General features: G+C 59.5%; 15 protein-coding genes and 1 tRNA gene. 12 read left to right on the top strand and 4 right to left on the bottom strand.

Translation table 11 applies throughout. From position 1 onward, the window contains the following. Positions 1–89: 89 nt before the first annotated feature. Complete coding sequence (locus MED193_RS06185) at positions 90–809, bottom strand: GntR family transcriptional regulator (RefSeq protein ID WP_009808814.1); 720 nt, start codon at positions 807–809, stop codon at positions 90–92. Positions 810–911: 102 nt separating this feature from the next. On the opposite strand from MED193_RS06185, the gene uxaC reads away from it, so the two are divergent. The 11 genes from uxaC to MED193_RS06240 all read left to right on the top strand — a co-directional run bounded on the left by uxaC (position 912) and on the right by MED193_RS06240 (position 12,222). Further along, complete coding sequence (gene uxaC / locus MED193_RS06190; RefSeq protein WP_009808815.1) at positions 912–2,318, top strand: glucuronate isomerase; 1,407 nt, start codon at positions 912–914, stop codon at positions 2,316–2,318. Between the two features lie 24 nt (positions 2,319–2,342). Then, positions 2,343–3,320: a TRAP transporter substrate-binding protein gene (locus MED193_RS06195; RefSeq protein WP_009808816.1), complete on the top strand. Its 978-nt coding sequence runs from the start codon at positions 2,343–2,345 to the stop codon at positions 3,318–3,320. Between the two features lie 72 nt (positions 3,321–3,392). Then, the gene (locus MED193_RS06200) at positions 3,393–3,989 is read left to right on the top strand and encodes a TRAP transporter small permease (protein ID WP_198133855.1); all 597 of its coding nucleotides are present in this window, start codon (positions 3,393–3,395) and stop codon (positions 3,987–3,989) included. Positions 3,990–3,994: 5 nt separating this feature from the next. After that, a complete protein-coding gene (locus MED193_RS06205; RefSeq protein ID WP_009808818.1) occupies positions 3,995–5,275 on the top strand; it encodes a TRAP transporter large permease in 1,281 nt (426 codons plus the stop codon). 13 nt (positions 5,276–5,288) lie between these two features. After that, positions 5,289–5,603 (top strand): cupin domain-containing protein, encoded by a 315-nt coding sequence (locus MED193_RS06210; protein ID WP_009808819.1) that lies wholly within the window; start codon positions 5,289–5,291, stop codon positions 5,601–5,603. 11 nt (positions 5,604–5,614) lie between these two features. Then, positions 5,615–6,439 carry a 5-dehydro-4-deoxy-D-glucuronate isomerase gene (gene kduI, locus MED193_RS06215; protein ID WP_009808820.1) on the top strand — a complete coding sequence of 275 codons (825 nt, stop codon included), beginning with the start codon at positions 5,615–5,617 and terminating at the stop codon, positions 6,437–6,439. Continuing rightward, entirely contained in the window at positions 6,436–7,188 is a 753-nt protein-coding gene (gene kduD / locus MED193_RS06220) for a 2-dehydro-3-deoxy-D-gluconate 5-dehydrogenase KduD (RefSeq protein WP_009808821.1), read from the top strand. Before kduI ends, kduD begins: the two co-directional genes overlap by 4 nt. Further along, on the top strand, positions 7,166–8,605 hold the full coding sequence (locus MED193_RS06225) for a mannitol dehydrogenase family protein (RefSeq protein WP_009808822.1): 1,440 nt from the start codon (positions 7,166–7,168) through the stop codon (positions 8,603–8,605). The genes kduD and MED193_RS06225 overlap by 23 nt, the downstream gene beginning before the upstream one ends. Continuing rightward, positions 8,602–9,804 (top strand): mannonate dehydratase, encoded by a 1,203-nt coding sequence (gene uxuA, locus MED193_RS06230; RefSeq protein WP_009808823.1) that lies wholly within the window; start codon positions 8,602–8,604, stop codon positions 9,802–9,804. Before MED193_RS06225 ends, uxuA begins: the two co-directional genes overlap by 4 nt. Beyond that, positions 9,797–11,281: a UxaA family hydrolase gene (locus MED193_RS06235; RefSeq protein WP_009808824.1), complete on the top strand. Its 1,485-nt coding sequence runs from the start codon at positions 9,797–9,799 to the stop codon at positions 11,279–11,281. Before uxuA ends, MED193_RS06235 begins: the two co-directional genes overlap by 8 nt. 14 nt (positions 11,282–11,295) lie before the next feature. Beyond that, positions 11,296–12,222 (top strand): sugar kinase, encoded by a 927-nt coding sequence (locus MED193_RS06240; RefSeq protein ID WP_039966715.1) that lies wholly within the window; start codon positions 11,296–11,298, stop codon positions 12,220–12,222. 192 nt (positions 12,223–12,414) lie between these two features. On the opposite strand, the gene MED193_RS06245 is transcribed toward MED193_RS06240, so the two are convergent. The 3 genes from MED193_RS06245 to MED193_RS06255 form a co-directional block, all read right to left on the bottom strand. Continuing rightward, a tRNA-Val gene (locus MED193_RS06245) sits at positions 12,415–12,489 on the bottom strand. A 19-nt stretch (positions 12,490–12,508) separates the two neighbouring features. Further along, entirely contained in the window at positions 12,509–12,913 is a 405-nt protein-coding gene (locus MED193_RS22270; RefSeq protein ID WP_083790515.1) for an HU family DNA-binding protein, read from the bottom strand. Positions 12,914–13,220: 307 nt separating this feature from the next. Beyond that, positions 13,221–13,676, bottom strand: a complete 456-nt coding sequence (locus MED193_RS06255; protein WP_009808827.1) for an Lrp/AsnC family transcriptional regulator — start codon at positions 13,674–13,676, stop codon at positions 13,221–13,223. Positions 13,677–13,807: 131 nt separating this feature from the next. Between MED193_RS06255 and MED193_RS06260 the strand changes: the two genes are divergently transcribed. Beyond that, positions 13,808–14,860 (top strand): Glu/Leu/Phe/Val dehydrogenase dimerization domain-containing protein, encoded by a 1,053-nt coding sequence (locus MED193_RS06260; RefSeq protein ID WP_009808828.1) that lies wholly within the window; start codon positions 13,808–13,810, stop codon positions 14,858–14,860. Positions 14,861–14,903: the final 43 nt, after the last annotated feature.

A 14,903-nucleotide genomic window follows, 5' to 3' on the forward strand; every position in this document is an offset into this window, starting at 1 on the left:
GTTTTGCCATCAATAGACCAAAGTGACCTTTGGTGATGCAAGTACCAGGGGCACAAAACGGAGACCTAGCGCCCTTGCCAATCCCAGGCTCAGCCGCGCAAATGCAAATCCGTTTCCTCGGGCGCGAACCATTCATGGTTTGCGGCGCGGATCCGATCTATCTGCTGGCGAATTCGGCTCAGGTGGTCACGAATTGCTTCGCTAGCGCCCTCTACATCACGCGCCCTTAATTTTCTCATGATTTCAACGTGGTCGTTCCAGGCATCACGCGAAGCAAAACTGAGCGACAGCATGCGCACCCGATCCATGTGCCCCTTGTTCTCGGCAATCAGATCCCAGAAGAACCCGACACCAGCACGGGTGCAGATCTCGTGATGGAAAAGATCATCGAGCCGGTGAAACTCCTGTTTATCCTCGGCCCTGACTGCAACGTCTTGCAGTTCGATCACATTTTCCAGCGCATCAAGGTCTTCTGAATTCAGGGTAAAGGCAGCTGTACGGACGGTCTCGACCTCAAGCGCTGTGCGGATCGCCCGTGCCCGCATGACCGCGTTTTCAGAAATCAGGGTGATCGTGGTGGCCCGCTGAGGGCGGATCAAAAGAAATCCCAGCTTCGCAAGACGAAAGAAGGCATCACGCACAGGTTGTCGCGACACCCCCAGAGCCTTCGCCAACTCCGCCTCAGATATCTTGCTCCCTGGCTCCAGCTCAAGCGAGAGGATCTGCCGCTGCAGCTGCGCAAAGACCTGCTCAGCTGCTGATGGACGCGAAGATGGCTCCTGACTGGCAAGCGGCTTGATCTCAAGCATGACAATTCTCCCTTGACTGAAACTGATATACTAGAATATTACTATAAGAGACAGGGCATTGTCCAGCAGATAAAGCCTTTAAAAAATTGGAAAAATAGAAAAATGCCTATCCTGGACGAGAATCGCCTCCTACCAACTGACCCCACCCTGCGCGGCCTGGCGCGAGAGCTCTATCAGAGCGTAAAAGACGCCCCTATCCTCTCCCCGCATGGCCACACGGACCCCCGCTGGTTTGCCGAAAACACGCCATTTCAAGATCCCGCACAGCTCTTTGTGACGCCCGATCACTATGTGTTTCGGATGCTGCACAGTCAGGGGACGCGCCTCGAAGATCTGGGTGTGCCGCGGGTGGATGGCGGTCCAACCGAGGTCGACGGTCGCAAGATCTGGCGGCGCTTTGCCGAGAACTACCACCTGTTTCGTGGCACACCGTCGCGGATCTGGCTCGATCATGCCTTTCAGGAGGTGTTCGCGCTGGATGTTCGGCTAAGCAAAGAGACCGCAGACCTATACTATGACCATATCGCCGATTGCCTGGCGCGCCCCGAGTATCGCCCGCGCGCGCTGTTTGAGACCTTCGGCATTGAAGTCATCGCCACCACCGAAAGCCCCCTGGATGATCTAAAGTGGCACCGGATGATACAGGACAGCGGCTGGAGCGGGCGAGTCATCACCGCCTATCGCCCGGATGCGGTCATTGACCCCGACTTCGAAGGCTTTGTGCAAAACGTCGAGACCTTCTGCGCCCTTGCGGGTGAAAGCGCCGCCAGCTTTGACGGATACCTCAATGCCCATCGCAATCGCCGCGCCTATTTCAAACAGTTCGGCGCCACCTCGACCGACCACGGTCACCCCAGCGCGACAACGCGCAACCTCACCCGCAGCGAGACCGAGGCGCTTTATGCCCGTGTCATGACTGGCAAGGCAGATACGGCAGAGCGCGAGGATTTCCGAGGACAGATGCTGACCGAAATGGCGCGGCTGTCGCTCGAGGACGGTCTGGTCATGCAGTTGCATCCCGGATCCATGCGCAATCACTCTAGCAGTGTTTTGAACCGTTTCGGCCGCGACAAGGGCTACGACATCCCGGCCCGCACCGACTATGTGACGGCGCTGAAGCCACTGCTGGATGCGGTAGGCATGGAACCGGATCTGACGCTGATCCTCTTTACCCTTGATGAAACCACCTATGCCCGCGAACTGGCGCCGCTGGCCGGCGTCTACCCCTGCCTGCGCCTTGGACCTGCCTGGTGGTTCCACGACAGCTATGAGGGCATGATGCGGTTCCGCCAGATGACCACGGAAACCGCAGGGTTCTACAACACAGTCGGGTTCAACGATGATACCCGCGCCTTTTGCTCGATTCCGGCCCGTCACGACGTGGCGCGCCGGGTCGATGCAAGTTACCTCGCCACGCTGGTCTCCACCGGGCGGCTGGCCATGGACGAGGCATTTGAGGTCGTGGAGGACCTCACACACCGGCTTGCACGCCAAGCCTACCGGCTTTGAACAGCCATTTTCTGGGAGGAAAAAATGAATAAATTGACCCTTACGGCCGCATTGCTGGCCTCTGCTGGCTTCGCCAGCGCCGCTGGCGCCTGCGAGACCACCCTGCGGTCTTCGGACACCCACCCCGAAGGCTATCCGACCGTCGTCGCGGTCGAGAAGATGGGCGAAATCCTCAAGGACAGCACCGATGGCAGCCTCTGCGTCGAAGTCTTCCACTCCGCCCAGCTGGGTCAGGAAAAAGACACTATTGAACAAACCCAGTTCGGCGTTATTGACCTCAACCGCGTCTCGCTTGGCCCCTTCAATAACATCATTCCCGAAACCCAGATCCCGTCCCTGCCCTATATCTTCCGCTCGGTCGAACATATGCACAAGGTCATGGATGGCCCTGTCGGCCAGCAAATCCTGGATGCCTTTGCAGCCCATGATCTGATCGGGCTCGCCTTCTATGATGGCGGCTCGCGCAGCTTCTACAATAGCGAAAAGCCGATCCAGTCGATGGAAGATCTGGCTGGAATGAAGTTCCGCGTGATGCAGTCTGACCTGTTTGTTGACATGGTCTCTGCCCTTGGTGCCAATGCAACCCCAATGCCCTATGGCGAGGTCTATTCCTCGATCCAGACCGGCGTGATTGACGGCGCAGAGAACAACTGGCCCTCCTACGAAAGCTCGGGCCATTTCGAGGTCGCCAAATACTACACCCTCGATCAGCACCTGATCGTGCCTGAGGTTCTGGTCATGTCGAAGAAGACCTGGGATAGCCTTTCGGCTGATCAGCAGGAGGCCGTAAGGGCCGCTGCGCGCGCTTCTGTTCCAGTCATGCGCGACCTCTGGGCCGAACGGGAAAAAGCCTCTGAGGCGAAAATCGTCGCAGCCGGCGTAGAGGTCATTACTGACATCGACAAAACCCCCTTCATCGAAGCAATGGTTCCCGTCTACCAGAAGTATGTCACAACAGACACGCTCAAGGACCTGGTGACGCGGATTCAGGCGACTGAATAATCTCAAAACAGCTTTGGGGGCGCGCTCAGGCTGCGCCTCCTCACTCATGAATGACAGCGGAAGGGGGGATCCGTGCAACAGGTTATGCTACGGATTGCGCGTGCAACAGGGCTATTGGCCCAAACGGGTCTATGGGTGGCGGGGACAGGCGTCGTGCTGATGACCCTCTTCATCGCAGCCCAGGTGTTCTGGCGCTACGTGCTGAATGATTCACTGCCCTGGACCGAGCCGGCCGCGGTGATGATCATGGGCTGGTTCATCTTTCTGGGCGCCGCTGTCGGGATTCGCGAAGGCTATCACCTTGCCTTTGACGTGGTGATCTTCGTGCTGCCGGAACGCGCGCGCCTGTGGTGTTTTTCCATATCCGACGTGGTGATCTGTGCCTTTGGCGCAGGGATGACGAAATATGGCACCGATCTGGCAATCAAAACTGCCGGCAATAAACTACCCTCTCTGGGCATCTCGGGTGCCTTCGATTTCCTGCCACTGGTGGTGGGCGGTGCACTGCTGGTGCTGTTCACGCTGGAACGGCTGGCCCGCCGCGCTGCTGGCCTGCCAACGCGACGGTTCGGCGATGATCACGACGATGAGGCGCAAAATCGCCCGACCTCGCAATCTGCCTCTGCGGCGACGTCCGATGGCGCTGCCATGACCACAGAAAAGGCCTGACCCCGATGGAACTCTGGATTCTCTTTGGCACCTTTAGCGTGCTGCTCTTGATCGGAACGCCAGTCGCCTTTTGCCTTGGCGCGGCCTCCTTTGCCACCGTTCTCTATCTGGATCTGCCGCCGGTGGTGGTGTTTCAGCGCCTGAACTCGGGCGTGTCAGTCTATGCCCTGATGGCGATCCCCTTTTTCATCTATGCCGGCGATTTGATGGTGCGTGGAGACATTGCCCGCCGCCTGGTGGCCCTGGCCTCTGCCCTGGTGGGGCACATGCGCGGCGGCCTGGGCCAGGTCAATATCGCCGCCTCGGTGATGTTTGGCGGGGTATCCGGATCGGCCGCCGCTGATGCCTCTGCTGTCGGCGGCCTGATGGTGCCGCAAATGAAGGAGCGCGGCTACGGCGCTGACTACGCAGTTAACATAACGGTTGTTTCTTCGATCATCGCGCTGATGCTGCCCCCCTCACACAACATGATCATCTATTCGATTGCAGCCGGCGGCAAGATCTCGATCGCGGATCTGTTTACCGCCGGCATTGTGCCCGGGCTGCTGTTGGCCCTGTCTCTAATGGCTGTGGCTTGGTTCGTGGCCAAGAAACGCGGTTACCCGACAGAAGCGTTTCCGGGTCTTCGGATGCTGGGCGTTCTCTTTGCCAGTGCCGCGCCGGGGCTGATCCTGATCCTGATCATCTTTGGCGGCGTGCGTTCGGGTGTCTTCACCGCTTCCGAAAGCTCTAACATCGCGGTGGTCTATGCCTTGTTCGTGACCCTGCTGGTCTATCGCAGCCTGACTTGGAGCGAATTCGTCGCTGCCACCCTCGCTGCGGTGCGCACCACGGCCATGGTCCTGATGGTCATCGGCTGCGCCGCGGCCTTTGGCTGGCTTCTCGCTTTCTTGCGGGTGCCCGCCATGCTGGTGGCCGCGTTGCAGGGCCTGTCCGACAATCCCATCGTGATCCTTCTGCTGATCAATCTGGTGCTGCTGCTGCTCGGCACCTTCATGGATATGTCGCCGCTGATCGTGATCACCACACCGATCTTCCTGCCCGTGGCGCAGGCCTTTGGCGTCGATCCGGTGCATTTCGGCGTGATCCTGATCCTGAACCTCGGCATCGGCCTGTGTACGCCACCGGTGGGCGCCGTTCTCTTTGTGGGCTGCGCCGTCGGGAGGGTGTCGATCTGGTCGGTGATGCACTCGATCTGGCCCTTCTACCTGGCCGCCGTCGCGACGCTGATGGCCGTGACCTATGTTCCGGCTCTGTCGCTCTGGCTGCCCTCCATGTTCCACTAAGGACCTGTATTCAATGCTGAAATCATTCCCCGAAGTCGATGCCGGTCCGGATGTCACCCGGCAGGTTCTGTCCGATGCGCCTGAGCTGATGGTGGTCTCGTTCCGCTTTAACGCAAATGGCGCGACCGGCGCGCTGCATAGCCATCCCCATGTGCAGTCCACCTACTGCAAATCCGGGCGCTTTCGCTTCACAGTCGCGGGCGAAACCTTCGAGATTGGCCCTGGCGACAGCTTCATCATCCCCTCCGGCGCCGAACACGGCTGCACCTGCCTAAAACCCGGAGAGCTGATCGACACCTTCACGCCACGCCGCGACGACTTTTTGTAACAGGATACCCCATGCTTCACGTTGAAACCCGCCACGCCGTTCACGCCGATCATGCCAAGGGCATGGACACCGACAGCCTGCGCCGCCATTTCCTGACCGAGGACATGTTTCAGGACGGGCAGATCCGGCTGATTTACACCCACTACGATCGCTTCACCATGGGCGGCGCAGTGCCAGGCGGCAGCCCGCTGACTCTTGGCAAGGTGGCAGAAACCCGCACCGAAACCTTTCTGGAGCGGCGTGAGATGGGCATCGTCAACATTGGCGACACCGGCACCGTCAGCGCCGCAGGGCAGGTATGGACGCTGGAGCGCGGTGATGTCCTGTACCTCGGCATGGGCGCAGGCGAAGTCACATTTGATGGCGCGGGGCGGTTCTATATCACTTCGGCCCCGGCGCACCGGACCTGCGACCACCGGCTTATCCGGCTGAGCGAGGCAAGCCAGGTCGAAATGGGCGAAGCCGCCACCTCCAACAAGCGGGTGATCAACCAGTTCATCCACCCCACCGTCATGGACAGCTGCCAGTTGGTTCTGGGCTATACCACGCTGGTTGAAGGTTCAGTCTGGAACACCATGCCGGCCCATACCCATGACCGCCGGATGGAGGCCTATCTCTATTGGGACATGACCCCTGAAGCCCGCGTTCTGCACCTGATGGGAGAGCCGCAGGAGACACGGCATCTGTTCATCGCCAACGAGCAAGGCGCCCTGTCGCCGCCCTGGTCGATCCATTCCGGTGCGGGCATCGGCAGCTACACCTTCATCTGGGCCATGGCCGGCGACAATGTTGACTACACCGACATGGATTTCCACCAGCCGGGCGACCTAAAATGAGCGCTTTTTCTCTGGCAGGCCGCAGGGCGCTGGTAACCGGGGCCAATACTGGCATCGGCCAGGCCATCGCCGTAGCGCTGGCGGCGCAGGGCGCGCGCGTCACCTGCGCCGGTCGACGTCCCTGCGATGAGACGATAACCCAGATCTCTGCTGCAGGCGGCGCGGCGGAGGGGCTGATCCTTGATCTGACCGATCCCATGGCCGCTGCGGATGTGTTTGCTGGGCAGGACTATTCGATCCTGGTGAACAATGCCGGCATTATCCGCCGCGCCGACAGCCTGGAGTTTTCGGAAGAGGACTGGGATGCGGTGATGGACGTGAACCTCAAGGCGCTGTTTTTCACCACGCAGGCCTTTGCCCGCGCCTATATCAACACGCCCTCCGAAGGAGGCAGCCACGCCGCGGTCGTCAACATCGCCTCCCTGCTGTCGTTTCAGGGCGGTATCCGGGTGCCCTCCTACACCGCATCCAAACACGGGGTGGCCGGGTTGACCAAGATCCTTGCCAATGAATGGGCCGCCAAAGGCATCAATGTGAACGCCATCGCACCGGGCTATATCGCCACCAACAACACTGCCGCGCTACAGGCCGATCCCGAGCGCAACCGCGCCATTGTCGACCGGATCCCTGCTGGGCGTTGGGGCGCCCCCGAGGATATCGCAGGCACCGCTGCCTTTCTGTGCTCTGCCGCCGCGCAGTATATTCACGGCGCGGTTCTGAACGTGGATGGAGGCTGGCTTGCCCGCTGAGAGACTGACCCGCACTGTCGCCGCACCCAAACCGGGTATCGTGCATCTGGGGCTTGGCGCCTTTTACCGTGCCCATGGCGCGATCTATACCGCTGACGCGATTGCCAAATCCGGCGGTGACTGGGGCATCATCGGCGTGTCGCTGCAATCGCCGACCATGCGCGACGCCCTGACCCCGCAGGGGGGCACATACATGGCCGTGGAACTCGGACCAGAGGCAAGCCAGCCACGGCATATCCAGATCATTGACCGGGTGCTGGCCGCCCGCGAGGATCCGCAGGTCGTTCTGGAGGCAATGTCAGACCCGGCGATCCGCATCGTGTCGCTGACAGTGACCGAAAAAGGCTATTGCCACGAACCCTCGACTGGCGAATTGAATCTGGATCACCCTGATATTCAGCATGACATCGCCCAACCGCTGCCCTGCTCAGCCCCTGGTTACCTGGTGCGCGCGCTGCAAGCGCGGCGGGCCGCAGGCTTCGCCCCCTTCACCGTGCAATCCTGCGACAACCTGCCTGACAACGGGCGCGTCGTGCGGGGCGTTGTGCTGGCGCTGGCGCAGCAGATCGACCCGGATCTTGCGGGCTGGATCGCCGCCGAGGGGTGTTTTCCCTCGTCGATGGTGGATCGGATCGTCCCGGCAACCAAGCCCCAGGATATCGTCCATGTTGCCGACCTGATCGGGCAAGGGGATGCCGCGCCGGTCCTGCATGAACCCTTTCGCCAATGGGTGATCGAAGACGATTTTGTTGCGGGCGCGCGGCCCGACTGGCAGGCCGCAGGGGCGCAGATGGTGGGAGACATCACCGCCTATGAGCATATGAAACTGCGCATGCTGAACGGCACCCATTCGGCGCTCGCCTATCTGGGTTATCTGGCAGGGCATGAGACGATTTCAGACGCCATGGCGGACGCGCGGATGGCCGCTCTTGTCGAACAGCTTTGGCAGACCGAGATCGCGCCGACCTTGACGCCGCCGGATGGGGTCTCCCTGTGTGACTACGCCCAAGCCTTGGCGACCCGCTACGCCAACCCGCAAATCCGGCATCTGACCTGGCAGATCGCGATGGATGGCAGCCAGAAACTGCCTCAGCGCATCCTTGGAACGCTCAACGATGCCATGACTGCAGGGCGCCCCTGCCCCGGCCTGATCCTCGCGGTGGCCGCCTGGATGCGCTATGTCGGCGGCATAGATGAGAATGGACATGTGATCGACGTACGCGACCCGCTTGCAGCACGTCTAAAGGCGCTCAGCGATGGTGGCCAAACGCCTGCCGACAAGGTTTCCGCCCTCTTATCAGTGCGCGAGGTCTTTTCCGCTGACCAAGCGGAAGCCCTGAAGGTTCCCGTGACAGCAGCCTACCAACGGTTGCTCGAGATCGGCGCGCGCGACAGCATCAAGGAGGTTCTGGCATGATCGAAACTTGGCGCTGGTACGGGCCTGACCTGGACCAGATCACCCTGGATGAGGTGGCGCAGACCGGCGCCACCGGAATCGTGAATGCCCTGCATGAAATTCCCTACGGGGAGGTCTGGTCGCAACAGGCGATTGCAGCGCGGCGGAAGCTGATCGAGCAGGCCGGGTTCACCTGGTCCGTGGTCGAAAGCCTGCCCATCCATGAGCGGATCAAACGCGGCGACGGGGATCTGGCGCATCTCTTTGCCAACTATCGCCAGTCGATGGCCAATCTGGCCGATGAGGGCGTCTCGGTCATCTGCTACAACTTCATGCCGGTGCTGGACTGGACCCGGACCGATTTGGCCGCGCCACTGGCACGCGGCAGCGGCAGCTGCCTACGCTTTGAAGCCTACAAGATGGCCGCCTTTGAGGTGCACATGCTGGGCCGCGCAGATGCTGCTAGCGACTACCTGCCCGCCGTGCTTGATCAGGCCCGCAGCTGGTTCGAAGCCAGTACCGAGAGCGACCGCGACGCGCTGCTGCACGCCATCATGTCAGGCCTGCCCGGCGCCTTTGACCGCTATGATATCGCCGGCCTGCGTCACCAGTTGTCGCTTTATGACGGGATCGACCGTGCTCAGATCCGCGCCAACTTCAAACGTTTCCTGGACGAGGTGATCCCAACAGCCGAGGATCTGGGCCTGCGCCTGTGTGTGCACCCCGATGACCCGCCCCGCGATATTCTGGGCCTGCCCCGGGTGGTTTCGAATGTCGAAGACATTGCCTGGATCCTGGCCGCGGTCGACAGCCGCGCCAACGGATTGACCCTGTGTTCCGGCTCTTTGGGCGCCAACCCGGCCAATGATGTGCCCGCCATCGCCCGCCAGTTTGCAGACCGCATCCATTTCGCCCATCTGCGCAACGTGCGCAAAGATGCAGATGGATCCTTTGAAGAGGCCGCACATCTTGAAGGCGACACCGATATGGCCGCAGTGATCGCAGCGCTTTTGGACGAAGAAAACCGGCGTAAGGAGATTGAGCGCCAGGATCACCAGATCCCGTTTCGCCCGGATCACGGCCATGAAATTGCCGGTGACATCGGCAAAGGCACTTTTCCCGGCTACCCCCTGGTGGGGCGTCTGCGCGGGCTGGCAGAACTGCGCGGCGTGATTGAGGGCCTGATGCACATGCAAAAGCAAGGTCAGGCCCATGGCTGATGCACTGCTCCTACACCCGGCTGATACGGTAGAAATCGTCACGGCCACAGATCATGGCCAGGGCATTGGGCAAGGGCACAAACGAGCACGGCGGATGATGGAGGCAGGAGATCCGGTCATTAAATTCGGCCAGATCATCGGTACTGCGACCCAAACGGTTTCCCTAGGGGAGCATGTGCATGTGCACAATTGCAGCTTTTCAGATCACGATAGATCCTACCCCGTTGGTATTGATTATGCCCATGCAGAGGCGGCAATGCCATCGCCGCGCGCACGCAGTTTTCTTGGCTACCGCCGAGGCGCTGGTCCGGCAGGCACGCGCAACTACATTGCGCTTTGCGCCACGGTGAATTGCTCGGCAACCGTGATCCGCCAAGCCGCCCAAGAGCTACAGGCCGAAGCGGCGCTGGCCCCTTACCCAAATGTGGACGGGATCTGCGCCCTGGCCCACGGAACCGGCTGCGGAATGTCTGCCTCCGGTCACAGTGCCGAGATCCTGGAGCGGGTGCTTTGGGGCCATGCCAGCCATCCAAATGTTGGGGCCGCCGTCTTTGTTGGCCTGGGGTGTGAGGTTATGCAGCTGGCACGCATGAAGGCCCGTTTTGGGGAAAATTTTGCTGGACGGTTCCATGGGCTAACCATCCAGGAAACCGGAGGAACCCGCGCCAGCATTGATCGTATCAAGGCCCATATCAAAGAGATCCTGCCACAAGTCAACGCGCTTCGGCGGCAACACTGTCCGGTGTCAGACCTGCGCGTGGGCTTACAATGCGGCGGCTCTGATGGCCTCTCTGGGATCACCGCGAACCCCGCTCTCGGGATCGCTTCTGATTTGATCGTCGCCGAGGGCGGAGGCGTGATCCTCTCTGAAACACCTGAAATCTATGGCGCCGAGGCCCTGCTGTTGCGGCGAAGCCAACCCGACGTAGCGGAGCGCCTGATCGCCTGCCTGAACTGGTGGGAAGACTATGCAGCCCAGGGGGGCGGGTCGATGGATAACAACCCCTCTCCTGGCAACAAGGAAGGTGGGATCACCACCATTCTTGAAAAATCGCTTGGCGCCGTCGCGAAGGCCGGGTCCACCCCCCTGCGTGCCTTTTACCCCTACGGCGAGGCCGTTATCTCACCAGGGCTCAGCTTCATGGATACGCCTGGATATGATCCGGTGTCCGCAACCGGACAAATTGCAGGCGGTGCGCAGCTCATTGTGTTCACCACCGGACGCGGGTCTGCCTTCGGTTCCAAACCGGCTCCAACCCTTAAACTGGCAACCTCTGACAGACTCTTGATGCAGATGCCCGATGATATGGACCTTGGCTGCGGCGACATTATATCGACCGGCGTTTCACTGCAGGATAAGGGCGAAGAAATTTTCGAAATGGTCCTTGCCGTTGCTTCTGGCCAGTCTACCAAAAGCGAACTGCTTGGCCTGGGTGACAATGAGTTCGTCCCCTGGCAGACCGGCGCGGTAATGTGAAAATGGGAACCGATATGACAGCAACGAACACCTCACGCACAATTGCCTGCGTTGGTGAAGCCATGGTCGAACTAAATATCACCAACACCGCACAGCAAATCGCTTTTGCTGGCGACGTGCTGAACACTGCAATCTATCTGTCGCGCGGGCTAGACGCCGCAAGCAAGGTCGAGTTTGTCTCGGTCCTCGGGCAGGATCCATTGTCTGCGGAAATGGAACGCTTTATTCGCAGAGAGGGCGTCGGCACCACGCGCATTCGCCACCATGACACACGACTGCCAGGTATCTACTCCATCGCTGTTGATGCAGAGGGCGAACGCAGTTTTTCCTATTGGCGCGATCAATCCGCTGCGCGCAGCCTGTTCGAGGATGGCTTTGGCCAACTCGACGGCGCAGACTTGATTTACCTCAGCGGCATCACCCTCGCCATTCTACCGCAAGAGCGCCGCCTGGCACTGCTGGATCACCTCCAGCACCACCCGGCCCGCATCGCGTTTGACTCCAACTATCGCCCAAAGCTGTGGGAGGATCAGGCCACGGCGCGCCGAATGACCGAATCTGCATGGCGCATTTGTGATATCGCGCTGCCCTCGGTCGATGATGAGATGCTGCTATTTGGAGATCAGGATGACGAGGCCGTCTTAATGCGTTTGCGCAGCTATGGGTTGAGAAACGGCGCCCTGAAACGCGGCGCCCGCGGGCCGCGGCCGATTGATCCGAACTTGCCCTCTCCCATTCTCCCACAGGCAACAAAGGTTGTCGATACGACTGCGGCAGGCGACAGCTTCAACGGAGCCTGGATGGCCAGCACTCTTGGGAACTGCGATCCGGCCACAGCCCTTAAACTGGCCCATGAACAGGCAACTCGGGTGATCGCACACAAAGGAGCCATTGTTCCGCTCTCGAAGGGCTCTGCAGCCTTTGAGGGTGAAAGAAACTGATATCTACCGCAGTCGATCTGTCAGGGGCAGAAGACCTCGGATTGGTAAAACGCCCCATAACCAGCCGGGAGCCCTGCAAGGCGATCACCGAGATCCTTGATTTGCCAGTTTAGGGAGGCACGCTAATCAATCAGGCCCTCAGGTTCACTGAACCAATGCATGCTTCGTAAAACAGCACTAAGCTATTGGAAGTGGTGGGTGATAAGAGATTTGAACTCCTGACATCTTCGATGTGAACGAAGCGCTCTACCACTGAGCTAATCACCCTTGGCGCCGGGTACTACCTTTAGGTCTCGCTCTGCGCAAGTGGGTTCAGAGAAGAAACATCCAGCTCCCCTACACTTTCTTGATCAATGCTTTGGCGCTCCAGCGGCTGGCGCAATCTGCAGACATGAACCGTGCCATTGCTACGTATATCACTGCGATTCACATGCAACTTACCAAAAGGTTTGAGGTTCAGATCCCGCCCTGCGGCCACGGTCTCTCCGAGGATCGCCAAGAGCGCCTCGACAACGGGTTTGGCATCCTTTTTCTTGACGCCAGAGCGCAATACGGCCTCGTCAATTAGCTCTCTCTTGTTCAGGGCCGGTTCTTTGACGACCGCCGCAGAGGGGACAACAACGGGGCTGGGCTCCTGTCCGGCGGCCAGGGCCTGGGGGGGAGAAACTGTTTTTGCCGATCCATCTGACATTGGGAGCTCTTCTTTTTCTTGCTGAAGCGGCGCGGTCTGAAGGGCGGTCTTACCCTTTGTCAATCTCGCCTTGGTTGCTGATTTCGGCGGCAATGTCTTTCGCACTGTGGGTTTTCTCACCCCAGATTTGCGACTGCCTGTCTTACTGCTTGCCATGATGTGCCTCAATTATATGATTTTTGCTTATCCATCATCTAAAGACAGGCTAGGCTCTCCTCCCCCGCATGGCCAGCCGAATGATTAACAAAAGGTTAACCTGTGACTTTTCAATGCCGCACCTGAAGCTGTTCCCAAGGAAAGGTCCTCGCTAAAACTGCGGCAAGGCGTTGCGGGCGATCATTGTCCGCAGGGTGAAGCTGGACCGGGTATTTCGAATGCCAGAAACCCGCATCAGGCGCTCCTCCAGAAATCGATCAAAATCACTCAGGTCCTGAGCCACAACCCGCAACAGGATATCGCGGGTTCCCGTCATCAAATAGCATTCCATCACTTGATCAAACTGGCTAACAGCACGCTCAAACGCCTGCAGGGCGTCTGTTGATTGGCGCTCCAGCTCCACCGCGACAAAGATCGTCACCGGCAGCCCTAGCTTTGCCTGATCCACCCGCGCCGAGTAGCCGCTAATCACACCGGCATCTTCTAACATTGCAACGCGCCGCGCGCAGGGCGTAGGGGAAAGACCGACGCGCTCAGAGAGCTCCGCCATCTTGATCCGCCCTTCGGTCTGTAGAATGGCGACGATCCTCCGATCAATGGAGTCCATGGTTTTTTCCCTAATTTTTTCCTCCACTTTAGATGAACCCTCGAAATTTTCAACCAAAGAAGCCGATTTTTGACGAAAACCGCCAATCGCTCCGGGCTAACCTATGTGTCAATCTAGGAGGAGCCATCGCAATGACAGTCACCCCAGTCGCAACCACGACGCATGAAGAAATCTACCGGGTCGAAGACAAACCCACAGGGCTTGTCGGCTTCATTGCCCTGCATTCCACCCAGCTGGGACCAGCCGCTGGCGGGTTGCGCATGCGCCCCTACGCCAGCGAGGCGGAGGCGCTGACGGATGTCAAACGGTTGAGCGAAGGCATGACCTACAAGAACGCTGCCGCAGGCCTGGCGCTTGGCGGAGGCAAGGCGGTAATCATGGGGGATCCCCTTACCGAAAAATCGCCAGCCCTGTTGCGCGCCTTCGCCCGCGCCATTCACAGCCTTGAAGGGCGCTACTACACTGCCGAGGATATGGGGATGAGCCCCGCAGATATGGCGATACTGGCAGAGGAGACACCATATGTCGCTGGTCTGGCTGATGGGGAATTTGCCAGTGGTGACCCCTCCCCGATTACCGCGCGCGGCATCTTTAATGCCATTCGCACCAGCCAGTCCCACAGGAGTGGCAGCAAGGATCTGTCTGGTCTAACCGTATCGGTGCAGGGCTTGGGACATGTGGGCTATTATCTCTGTGAGTACCTGCATGAGGCCGGTGCCAAATTGATCGTAACAGATGTCAATCAAGGGCAAATCGACAAAGCGATCACCGAGTTTAACGCCATAGCCGTAGCACCGGATGAGATCTACGCGGTCAAAGCAGATATCTTTGCCCCCTGCGCCATTGGCGGTATTTTGAACGCCCAGACCATCCCGCAACTCAAGGTCGCAATTGTCTGCGGCGGCGCCAACAACCAGCTGGCGACCAAAACGGATGGGCAGGCCCTGCAGGATGCGGGTATTCTCTATGCGCCTGATTTTGTGGCCAATGGCGGCGGCATCATCAATGTGGCCACCGAGATCGAACAGATCACCGACCGAAAGGCCTATGTCGCAGAGAAACTTAAGGCTCTGGATGTAACCATGGCGAATATTCTCAAACAGGCCAAAGTGGAAGGCCAGAGCCCCGATTCAGTGGCAATCAGCACTGTCCTGGCCAAAATGGACAGACAAAACGCCGCCTGATCCGGCTACACCCCAGCATAACAATTCGAGCCCTTGCCAAGGG

Origin of the sequence: Roseobacter sp. MED193 (assembly GCF_000152965.1) — a bacterium.
Lineage (GTDB): Bacteria > Pseudomonadota > Alphaproteobacteria > Rhodobacterales > Rhodobacteraceae > Pseudophaeobacter.